This is a genomic window from Novipirellula caenicola (genome assembly GCF_039545035.1).
In the GTDB taxonomy this organism is placed as follows: domain Bacteria; phylum Planctomycetota; class Planctomycetia; order Pirellulales; family Pirellulaceae; genus Novipirellula; species Novipirellula caenicola.
Map to the genome: position 1 here is coordinate 56,447 of NZ_BAABRO010000017.1, position 10,537 is coordinate 66,983.

9 protein-coding genes are annotated in these 10,537 nt (G+C 56.9%); 5 read left to right on the plus strand and 4 right to left on the minus strand.

The genetic code is table 11. From position 1 onward, the window contains the following. Positions 1–4: 4 nt before the first annotated feature. Both serS and ABEA92_RS24730 read left to right on the plus strand, forming a co-directional pair. The gene (serS, locus tag ABEA92_RS24725; protein WP_345687307.1) at positions 5–1,279 is read left to right on the plus strand and encodes a serine--tRNA ligase; all 1,275 of its coding nucleotides are present in this window, start codon (positions 5–7) and stop codon (positions 1,277–1,279) included. Between the two features lie 303 nt (positions 1,280–1,582). Then, entirely contained in the window at positions 1,583–2,533 is a 951-nt protein-coding gene (locus ABEA92_RS24730) for a hypothetical protein (RefSeq protein ID WP_345687309.1), read from the plus strand. Between the two features lie 65 nt (positions 2,534–2,598). Here ABEA92_RS24730 and ABEA92_RS24735 read toward each other — a convergent pair whose 3' ends face one another. The 4 genes from ABEA92_RS24735 to ABEA92_RS24750 form a co-directional block, all read right to left on the minus strand. Continuing rightward, positions 2,599–3,492: a dihydroorotate dehydrogenase electron transfer subunit gene (locus ABEA92_RS24735; protein WP_345687311.1), complete on the minus strand. Its 894-nt coding sequence runs from the start codon at positions 3,490–3,492 to the stop codon at positions 2,599–2,601. Positions 3,493–3,497: 5 nt separating this feature from the next. Beyond that, complete coding sequence (locus ABEA92_RS24740; protein WP_345687313.1) at positions 3,498–4,775, minus strand: pseudouridine synthase; 1,278 nt, start codon at positions 4,773–4,775, stop codon at positions 3,498–3,500. Between the two features lie 246 nt (positions 4,776–5,021). Then, a complete protein-coding gene (locus ABEA92_RS24745) occupies positions 5,022–5,288 on the minus strand; it encodes a membrane or secreted protein (protein WP_345687315.1) in 267 nt (88 codons plus the stop codon). A 319-nt stretch (positions 5,289–5,607) separates the two neighbouring features. Then, positions 5,608–6,582 carry a type I phosphomannose isomerase catalytic subunit gene (locus ABEA92_RS24750; protein WP_425572493.1) on the minus strand — a complete coding sequence of 325 codons (975 nt, stop codon included), beginning with the start codon at positions 6,580–6,582 and terminating at the stop codon, positions 5,608–5,610. Between the two features lie 284 nt (positions 6,583–6,866). On the opposite strand from ABEA92_RS24750, the gene tatC reads away from it, so the two are divergent. The 3 genes from tatC to ABEA92_RS24765 all read left to right on the plus strand — a co-directional run bounded on the left by tatC (position 6,867) and on the right by ABEA92_RS24765 (position 10,517). Beyond that, a complete protein-coding gene (gene tatC / locus ABEA92_RS24755; protein WP_345687319.1) occupies positions 6,867–7,940 on the plus strand; it encodes a twin-arginine translocase subunit TatC in 1,074 nt (357 codons plus the stop codon). A 346-nt stretch (positions 7,941–8,286) separates the two neighbouring features. Further along, entirely contained in the window at positions 8,287–9,048 is a 762-nt protein-coding gene (locus tag ABEA92_RS24760; protein ID WP_345687321.1) for an FkbM family methyltransferase, read from the plus strand. A 446-nt stretch (positions 9,049–9,494) separates the two neighbouring features. Continuing rightward, positions 9,495–10,517, plus strand: coding sequence for a tRNA pseudouridine(13) synthase TruD (locus ABEA92_RS24765; protein WP_345687323.1), 1,023 nt, complete (start codon positions 9,495–9,497; stop codon positions 10,515–10,517). Positions 10,518–10,537 lie beyond the last annotated feature (20 nt).

Consider the following 10,537-nt stretch of genomic DNA (forward strand, 5'->3'; position numbering starts at 1 on the left):
GATTATGCTCGATCGAAAATTTATCATTCAGAATGCGCAAGCGGTCAGCGACAATTGCCAGCGTCGTGGGGTCGATTGTGATATTGAAAAACTGGTCCAACTTGATGAACGTCGGCTTGTTGCGTTGCAAAACGCTCAGGATTTGAATCGACAAGCTAACGAGGTCAGCAAAGGAATCGGCGGTGCAAAAGACGCCGAAACGCGTCAGCAGATGATCGAAAAGGGACGCCAACTGCGAGAGCAGAAGGATGCGGCCCAGCGAGAACACGACGAACTCGAACAGCAGATCAGCGAGATCCAAGCTCAGATTCCGAACTTGACGCATCCCGACGCACCGACCGGCGGCGAGGAGGATGCAAATGAATTGTCGTTTGGCAAAACCGCAAAACCCACCTTCGATTTCAAGCCGCTCGACCATCTCGAGCTGGGCGAAAAACACGATCTGTTCGACTTCGAAGCCGGCGCCCGAGTGGCCGGAGCCGGATTCTACTTTCTGCGAAACGCGGCCGTTCGGCTCGATTTGGCCCTGCAGCAATTTGCGGTCTCGTTTTTATCCGAGCGAGGATTCACGCCGGTCAGCACCCCGGACTTGGCGCTGACAAGCGTGTTGCAAGGGACCGGGTTCAACCCACGCGGCCCCGAGACCCAAATCTATAGCATCGAAAACACCGAATTGAATCTCGTTGCGACAGCCGAAATTCCTCTTGGCGGGATGATGTCCGGTCAAACCCTCGATCTCGAGCAGTTGCCAATCCGGCTGTGTGGTTTGAGCCACTGTTTCCGCACCGAAGCGGGCGCCGCCGGACGTGCGTCCAAAGGCCTGTACCGCGTTCATCAATTCAGCAAGGTGGAGATGTTTGCGTTCAGTTCGCCGGACCAAAGCGATGCGTTGCATGAAGAAATGCGGTCGTTGGAATGCGAAATCTTTGACCAGCTCGAAGTGCCCTACCGCGTGATCGATACCGCCAGCGGCGATCTCGGCGGTCCCGCGTACCGAAAGTATGATCTCGAAGCCTGGATGCCAGGACGGGGGGATGCGGGCGAATGGGGCGAAGTCACCAGCACCAGCAATTGCACCGACTATCAAGCGCGACGCTTGAATGTTCGCTTTAAACGCGCCGGTCAAAAGGGAACCGAATTCGTTCACACCCTCAATGGGACCGCAGTGGCGACCGGGCGTGCCATGATTGCCATCATTGAAAATCACCAACGTGCCGACGGTTCGATTGCGATCCCGAAAGTGTTGCAGCCGTGGGTGGGATCCGAGCAAATCGGCTAAGTCAGCAAGGCAGGCGAGATTCTCTTGGCTCTGCAGAGGATTGGCATTGACACCCCGTTGGCTCAGTTCATAGGTTCCAAAAGGATTGAGAAACGGGTTGATTATTGAGTGAATTTAGCCATTTTGAGCGGTTTGCTTGATCGGCCTATATCGAATTGTCCGATTGAGCGAAAGGATGTCGCTTCATCGGATTCTAGAGGTTCAAGGTAGGCAGGGATGCTTTCAAAACTTGCAAATAACCGTCGTACACTCGTAGCCGCTTGTGTGACAGCTTCATGTCTTTCGCTGGGATGTCGTTCCAGCATGAAACCGTTCAACATGTTTGCACGGCGGAGTGAACCTTCGGCCGAAGCGTTGGCGGGAACCGGGCCGACGAAAACGTATCCAGCGCCTCCTAGCGCCTCGGCGACTCCCGAAGCGATCGCTTCGGTCGCCGGTGGTACCGCCGAACCCAAGACGGGTCTAGGCACCGGAGGCACGGCAAAAATTGCCAGCAGTGCTCCGAAGACGCCTTCGTTTGGTGCCGGAGATGTCTCGCCAGGCTTTGCCACGCCCGCTTCGGCTAATATGTCGGCCGCACAAGCCAATGGATTCCCCGGAGCTTCGCAGCCGGCATCCTACGCCAACACCGGTACGGCTAACGCAACGACCTCGGGTTACCAATTCGGCAAGAAAACATTCACGCCAAAGGCGTCCGAGTCGGTTGCCGCGACTCCATCGTCAACGGCCACTCCGTCAATGGCCCCATCGTCGCTCTCCACACCGTCGACCTCGTTGCCTGCCGGACAACCAGCGCCGTCCAGCTACACCGCGGCGTCCTCGTTCACGCCGCCATCGATGGCGGCCGCAAGTAACGCTACCGCCACCCCGTCATCCGCATCAGCCAGCACCTCGGCCACTGCCGACGTGGGGACGAGCGGATTCACGCTGCCAAGCGACTTTACCAGCAGCAGTGCCAAGCCAGCGACCACCGCGAGCGATGCGATCAGCTCGTGGGCTCCGCCGGCATCGACCCCACCAAGCTCAGCGGCGTCGACCACCCCAACCGCTTCCACCGCAGCAACCACGCCCGCTACGACTTCCGTCGCGGAAACCAAGACCGCCGCGGCGATCAACCCGTCGGACGCTCCGGCAAGCAGCCAATTGCCATCATCCAGTGGCAGTGGCGGCTACATGCCTGGCAGCACGGGAGGTGCGTCAGCCTATCCCGCCAGCAAGTACCCGACCAGCACTTCGGGATCGTTCTACCGCTAGTCGCCAATGTCGTCCGGCGTCGTTTGACGCCGCCGCGTTATCCAAACATTGGCGCGGGTTGGGTGTTACCAGCAGACGTCGTTTGCACTGAAGATCGGGCCTTCGACACAGGTCCGTTTGTAATCCCATGGCTCGGGACCTTCTTGGCGAATCTTCGCCACGCATGAGAAACAGACGCCAATCCCACACGCCATCGGGGTTTCCATCGACACGTCGCAATCGATGTTGGCGGCGGCGCAAACCTCTGCCACCTTTTCCATCATGATTTCGGGGCCGCAGGTGACCACGCGGATCTTTTCGTCCTGGGGCAATTCGGCCAATCGAGCTGCGAGCGCATCGGGAACCAACTGACGCACGCCTTCGGAACCGTCGTCGGTGCACAACGTGACTTGAAATTTGGCACCGCGAAAATCGTCCACTCCGGCCAGCAGTGCTTTCGTGCGAGCACCATAGATCAGTTCGACATGGTTGCTCCAACCGTTCTCACGAGCTGGGCTGCCGAACGATTGAGATCCCATCGCTTCGCGGCCGAGCATCAGCATCGGCGTTTGTCCGATCCCGCCCACGGCCATGATCAAACGATCGCACCCGACGGTGGAAAAACCGTTGCCAAGCGGCCCCCACACCGTGACCGCGGTTCCCAGCGGCGAAGTGGCGAGCGCCTCGGTCATCACTCCTTTGCGAAGGTAGACCAAATCGATGTACGTGGGATCGCCTGCGGAATCCGCTGTCACGTTATAGACCGCCAGGGCGCGGCCGATCAGCGGCGCATCGGTACCGGCGATCCGGATCATCACAAATTGGCCAGGCACGACGGTCGACGCAATGGCCGGCGCGGCAATCCGTAACCGATACGTCTTTTCGCCGACAAGTTCGTTTTGCTCAATGACCGAGTGGACTTGAGCCATCTTGTCGGCGTAATACTTTGCGTGCAACTTCGTATGGGGCAACTTCGACATGGATCCTACGGTCTTCGTTTCTTTTTCATGTTACGATTGCGGGACGCTAAGCCTCCCGGTTTCCCTGCGCCGCGAGCCGGTTTTTTCGTCGCTCGACTCGACCCGGTCGGTCGGCTGCCGCTGCGTTTGATCCCGCCGCGTGCGGTCGTTCGCTTTGCCGATTTGGCTCGCTTGGTCGACGTTTTTTTGCGTTTTGCCGGTTTCGTTTCCGACTCTTCGCCGCCGATGATCACCCCCGTTTTCGGTGGCGGCTCGTAACTCGGGGATCGATCAATGCGGACACCTCGTGGCTTGACGCCTCGTGCTTTGGCGCCGCCCGAGCGTGATTCGCCGCTGCGTCGCGATCCGACCGGTTTGGGCCCAAAGGTTTTGCCGCCGGACGATTTTGAAGCTGTCCCTTTTGCGGAGTCCGCGCGATACTTTTCCGTCTTGTTCCTGGCGATGGCGGCCTTGGATAATGACCGTCCACCTTCCTTGGCTCCAAGCTTGATCGATTCTTCGGCAGCAGCACGCAGCTTTTTGACTTCGTCGCGGCCGAGCACACGATAGGCACCAATCGGAACCTCGCCCAATCGAAGCGGGCCGACGGCGATCCGGCGAAGCTGTTGAACTTTGTGCCCTAGGCGGGCAAAGATACGACGGATTTCGCGGTTCTTGCCTTCGCGAAGCGTCACCTCTAACTCGGTCGCCTTGCCCTTCGCCTTGATGACCTTGGCGCCCTCGACGCGTACAAAGCCTTCGGCGATGTAGATCCCCTTCTCCATCTGCTTCATCGCTTTGACGTCAACCTTGCCAGCGACCACCACGCGATAGACTTTTTTGATCTGATACTTGGGGTGAGCCAGTTTTTGAGCCAGTTCACCATCGTTGGTCAACAGGATCAAGCCTTCGCTGCTACGGTCCAAACGCCCTACCGGGAACACGCGTTCGGTCGGCGGCACCATGTCGATCACTCGCGGACGACCCTGCGGGTCGGAGTTCGTCGTGACAACGCCGACCGGTTTGTTGACGGCATAGTAGACGAGTTTTTGAGAACGCAGCGGCGTGCCGTCCACAAAAACCTTGGCCTCTTTGGGATCCACGGTGCTGCCCAATTGGTCCACGATCTTGCCGTTGACCTCGACACGCCCCTCGATGATCAATTCTTCGCATTGACGACGGCTGCCAAAACCGGCGGAAGCGAGCAGTTTTTGCAAACGAATTTCAGCCCCCTTTTCGGAGGATGCTTCCGATGGGGAGCTGCGGCGAGGGGATTTTGATTTTTTAGAGCTGGGGCGTGGCATTCGTGTTCTCGGACCGTCGACGTGGACTTACCGACAAAAGGTACCAGAACCATGCCTCTTTGTGACGGAGGGACTTTTTGGATTCGGCAAAGAAGTTTGGGGAAAGTAGGCAAACCGAGCCTGTCGAATCGGCCGGTCAGCCAATTTCGAATCCACTTTGGTCCTAACCGAGTGGATTTTATAGCGGAGCCGCTCGCGCCGCACCGCTAAGAATTAATACTTCCAGCCAAACGCGATGGCGTCACGTTAGCGACCCAGCCAAGGCATCGCGTCAGGAATCAAGCGGTTGCGGACCGGTTCGGGCAGCGGTTGTTGGTAGCTTGGCGGTCGCGAAGCGGCCTCGTAGGGCCCAATGTCGTTCTGCGGATACGGATCGTGGACGATCGCGTTGGCCTGCTGTTGGTTCATCGTCCCGGCTGGGGGAAACCATCCGCCGCTTCGGCATCCGGTGAAACTGATGAATAAAAGAGAAACACCCAGCAGGGTGGGAAGATTCAGTCGTGTGGTTCGCATGTGTCCGATTCCATTGGATTACCACGGCCGGGCGACGCGATCCACCGAGAAGACCTTGACGGCTCTTAGTAAGTCACAACCCATTTGTGGGAGAGTACGAAGTCTGTAAGCACGCTGCCAAGAGGAACTTTTTGGGGGAGGTGGCAGCAGAAGGGGAGCTTTCGATCCTTCGCTCTTCTTTATCGAGACTGACGCCAGCGAGAGTCCAATCCGCATCGTATTTGCTAGCAAGATTGGCTCTGCAGAGGGGCGATCTTGCCGGTTATCACGTCCGCACGCCCTTTGGCTCCGACTGCACGCTCTCGGTCCGCGATCATTCTTAGACGGCGATCATCTCGAGCGCGGTGCTGTTGGCGGCCAAATCGACGCGAACTTGCCCCAGTGCGGCGGGCAGCAGCAGCGAGTCTCCGGTCGCGAGCGGGATTTCCTCGTTTTCGGTCGTCAACGTGGCGGTTCCCTTGGGGATCGTGAGAATGTGAAAATGGTCATCATCGCCAAACTCTTCCCCTTGCTGGGGTTGCGATCCGCTGTCGAAGGCTCGCAGCACAAATTTGTCGCACATCACCAGCGTTTGCCAAGCATGCACGCCCGTTTTGACCTGGATTGGCTGAACCGGCCCGCGGCTGAAATCCGTGACGTCGATTCCGGCTTGGATATGCAATTCACGGGCATTTCCCTGAGAATCGACACGATTCCAATCGAACAAGCGGAACGTGGTGTCGCTGGATTGTTGAATCTCGGCCACCAACAATCCCTCGCCCAAGGCATGCACGGTTCCTGCGGGAATGAACACACAACTGCCTGGTTCAGGGTGGAATTGGTGCAGCACCTCGTCGGCGGTGCCTTGCTGGATCGCGTTTCGCAGTTCGGTTTCACCGATTCCTGGTTTTAGCCCCGCATAGACGACGCTATCGGGTTTGGCGGCGACGATATACCATGCTTCCGTTTTACCCCGATCCGGAATCGTCATTTTTGCTCCGTAATCGTCCGACGGATGGACTTGCACCGACAACACCCGATTACAATCGAGGTACTTCAGCAGCAGCGGAAACTGGTCTTCCTCGGCATCCCCCATCAGCCATTCGCGATGGTTCAAAAGGAGTTCGCGAAGACTTTTTCCTGCTAGGCAGCCTGATTGGACAATGCTCTGGTCAGTGCCATGATCGACAACCTCCCAGCTTTCCGCGTAATTCGCGTCATTCCCAATCGGTTTGCCCAGTTGTTCACCGAGCAAACGCCCGCCCCACAGGGTCTGTTTCAAAACGGGCTTGAAGCGAAGAGGATATGGCTCAATCATGGACACAATATCGTGGCTTTCGGGTTTATCGAGGCTTTCAGGTTTTTCGAGACTTGGATCGACGATGGTGACATCGATAACGAAGGTTGCGTTGATAGACTAGTGCCGAGGTGTACGCATTCGTGGAGTATTCTACGAGGTGGAGTTGAGGAATTTTAGGTTCTCCGCCACGTGACCGCATGCGGCTGCCAACAAATGCCCGCTGGAAGATTCGTAAGCTAGGCTTTCCAATCGTTCAAAACTGACCCATCCCCTCCGACTTTCAACTAAAATTATCTATCGTGGATCGACCGGCACTTCCTAAAGACGACCTGTTTGAAAACTCAACGATGACCTTTGGGGAACACCTCGAAGAGTTGAGGTCGAGTCTGGTCAAGGCAATCATATGGCTAGGGGTTGGCCTGTGCGTCGGGCTTTTCTTTGCCAACGACGTGATCCGGTTTATCCAGGCGCCGCTGCAAGGTGCGATTCAGCAGTTCAACGCGGATCGCGATCTGACCAGTCTAGGTTATTCGGATCTGGACGATCCCGAAATTCAGCCCCTTCGCGAATTCTTAATGCGAAACGCGTTGGTTTGGGAGACCATTTACGAGATCCCCGAGGAATTGCAAACGCTAGCCCCCGACGCGATCGAGTCCAATCTCGATGCGGACGCAGTAACCGACGTTCCCGCAGTGACCGTCAAACCATACGCGATGAAAGAGTTGCTGCAGCGGTTGCCGGACCCCTCGGCGCTGCAGCCCAAGATTCAGTTGCGTGAGAGCAAGACGAGCGTCAGTTCACTGAAGATCGAAGAGCCCTTTATGATCTGGGTCAAGGCAGGCTTGATCGTGGGTGCGGTGTTAGCATCACCGATGATTCTGTATCACCTGTGGACGTTTGTCGCATCGGGGCTGCACGCGCATGAACGACGCTATGTGTATCTGTACATGCCGATCAGCGTGGTTCTGTTTAGTAGCGGCGTTGTGCTGGCGTTCTTTCTGGTGTTGCACTATGTCCTCACCTTCTTGTTGGCATTTAACGGCAGCATGGATGTGGCGGTCGAGCCCCGATTGACCTACTACGTCAACTTCGTCTTGATGTTGCCACTTGGGTTCGGGATCGCGTTTCAGTTGCCGTTGGTGATGTTGTTCCTGCAGCGTATCGGATTGTTCGAAACCGAGGCCTACGTACAGAGCTGGAAGGTCGCCGTGTTGGTTATCTTTGTGATGTCGATGTTGCTCACTCCGGCGGACGTCACCAGCATGGTCGCGTTGGCGGTGCCGTTGATGTTTTTGTACTTCCTGGGGATTTTGATGTGTAAATTCATCCCCCGTGGCCGTGGCTTGGGCAGTGCCGCGTACGATCCGGCGTAAGATTCGCGTTGCCAGCGATCCGGTTTCCAGGGTATCTTAAGCGAGCGTCGGGGGGAGCGTTTCCCGCCGATGGTCGTGGTCGCCGCGTGCGTTTTTGAAGTCGCGCTTTTATCACAACCCGAAGCGTAAGCGAGGGAATCTCGTGATTTTCTCGGTCCCTCGCTAACGCGTCGGGTTAGGATTGGCCAGGAAAAACGACAATGGCGCAACTTCAAACCGTGGGCGCGAGGCGACTGGCAATGCCAAGCGATTCGGTGTCGGGTTCGCTTCGGCCTCGGGTTCGCTTCGGCCTCGGGCATCCAACGGCCTCGCTTTCCCCCTTTTTCGATGAATGGAATCAAACGTCATGCCAAGTCTCGTCAAGGATTGGGCCGCCCGGGCAAGTCACCGCATGCAAGCCAAGGTTGGCTATCGATTCTTACGCACCAAGCGTTTCGGATTGGATTGGCTCGATGACGCGTCGCGGATTGCTCGCCAGGGTTGGCATCCCTCGTTTACCAAGTTGGATGTCGTGTTTGATGTCGGTGCCAACGTCGGCCAAACCGCGTCCAAGCTGGTCCAGCGAATCTCACCCCAAGCGATCTATTCGTTCGAGCCGGTCGAGTCGACGTTTGCCCAATTGCAAGCCAATACCAAGTCGTTGACGTCGGTGCATTGTCTGAATTACGGGCTCAGTGACGTCAACGCGAATAGCTCGATCCATATCTACGAATCAAGTGTGTACGCATCGACGTGTGACCGCACTCCGGTGATGTCGCCCGAGAACGAAACGTACTTGCGGACCGAGACGATCAAGCTAAAGACGCTCGACAAGGCGCGTGCCGAGCTCGGGGTCGAAAAAATTGATCTGCTGAAAATTGATACCGAAGGAGCAGATTTGCGAACGATCCAAGGTGCCCAGGCGTCGTTGCAAAGCAAGGCCATCGGTTTGATCGTCTTCGAATTCTATCGCCCCTCTGATGCAACCGGCGCCAGCGGGACGCTATTTCCCGTGGACGAGGCATTGGTGTCGCATGGATACCGCTTGGTTGCGTTTTACACCGACCACGTTCACCCCGATCGAGCCACCGGCATCTACAACGCACTCTATATGCCCGAACCACAGTAGGTTGCGGCAGACGATTCGATTTGTGATTGCTGCAACCGTGTCGCTGGCGTCTTCATCGTCTCGCTGCGACAGCACGAGCGCGGTGGCTCGATGTCAGAACGAAGCGATCAGCCTAACTTGGCTTGCGCGAAAATTCGAAGACGCTGCCAGACGGGCGGCACGTTTTTGCGATCGGTGCTCGCGTGGCACCTCTGCCGTTCTGTCCTCGCTCCGCCGCGTTGGGGTGACCAGCGACTCAGCGAAATATGTCGTAGTGTTTGGTTCTCCGTTTCACGTTCTGATTGGCTGGGCTAACGATCTCAGACGTTTTTTGACGGGGTTTGTTGGCTGCAGTGCGGGGTTTTGTGGGGGTTGTTTATCACGTTGTCGCTGGTAATATAAATCAATCGTCGGTGCCGTTCCGTTTTGCGTTCCCGTCCGCTTTGTGCTACCTCGATGCGATTCGTATGAACCCGATCAATCCTCCGCGACTGCATGGCGAACCGCTCGGGATGGTCCGCTTGAAGAGCCGTCCCGAGGATTTTCAGGTCGAAGAACGGCTGGGGTTCGAACCGTCCGGCGATGGCGAACACTGTCTGATTTGGGTCGAAAAGTCCGAGCGAAATACCAATGATGTGGCAACATTGTTTGCCAAAAAACTGGGGATTCGAAAACGCTTGGTCAGCCACTGTGGCATGAAAGACAACCACGCGATCACGCGGCAATGGTTTAGCCTCCACCTACCCGGCCAAGCCTCGCCGTCCGCTGACGACCTAGCGGACGATGGAATCCGCATCCTAAGCATCACTCGTAATCTGCGAAAACTGCACCGCGGATCGCACGACGGCAATCGATTTCTGATTCGGCTGCGAGAGTGTGATTTTTCCGAAGCCGAGGTGAACCAGCGATGGCAGCAGATTAGTGATCGCGGGGTGCCAAACTACTTCGGGCCTCAGCGATTCGGACGTGACGGCGGCAATGTCGATCAGGCTCGCCGTTTTATGTCGGGTGAAATCGAAGTTCGCGATCGTCCGCTGCGAGGCATCCTGATTTCGGCGGCTCGCAGTTTCATTTTTAATGCCTGTGTCGCTCGGCGTGTCGAGCAAGGCAATTGGGACACGCCGTTGCGGGGCGAGGTATTTGGTTTCGCCGACAACCGCAGCTTAGTGCTTCCTGGAAATGTCCGTGGGGACGAAGCCGAGCGAGTTCGTCAAAAACAACTCGAACTGACGTCGCCGCTGTGGGGTCAGGGCGATCTGATCTCTGAAAACGAAGTCAAGCGATTGGAAGAGAGTGTGGTTCAGGACTACCCTGAAATCATCGATGGACTTGCGTCGTTTAACTTACAACAAGAGCGCCGCGTCATGCGGTTGCGCGCGGTCGCGTCCCAGTTGAACTGGGAAGACAGCCGAACGCTTGTGCTGCAGTTTGACCTAGCCAAAGGCACTTATGCCACCACCGTGCTGCGTGAATTAGTGGATTGGCACTAAGGGACCGCATGGTCGCTTGG

What these genes read in the sequence shown, in the direction of transcription:
- serS (WP_345687307.1), top strand. Translation starts at nt 5, where the DNA reads ATGCTCGATCGAAAATTTATCATTCAGAATGCGCAAGCGGTCAGCGAC.
- ABEA92_RS24730 (WP_345687309.1), top strand. Translation starts at nt 1,583, where the DNA reads ATGAAACCGTTCAACATGTTTGCACGGCGGAGTGAACCTTCGGCCGAA.
- ABEA92_RS24735 (WP_345687311.1), bottom strand. Translation starts at nt 3,492, where the DNA reads ATGTCGAAGTTGCCCCATACGAAGTTGCACGCAAAGTATTACGCCGAC.
- ABEA92_RS24740 (WP_345687313.1), bottom strand. Translation starts at nt 4,775, where the DNA reads ATGCCACGCCCCAGCTCTAAAAAATCAAAATCCCCTCGCCGCAGCTCC.
- ABEA92_RS24745 (WP_345687315.1), bottom strand. Translation starts at nt 5,288, where the DNA reads ATGCGAACCACACGACTGAATCTTCCCACCCTGCTGGGTGTTTCTCTT.
- ABEA92_RS24760 (WP_345687321.1), top strand. Translation starts at nt 8,287, where the DNA reads ATGCCAAGTCTCGTCAAGGATTGGGCCGCCCGGGCAAGTCACCGCATG.
- ABEA92_RS24765 (WP_345687323.1), top strand. Translation starts at nt 9,495, where the DNA reads ATGAACCCGATCAATCCTCCGCGACTGCATGGCGAACCGCTCGGGATG.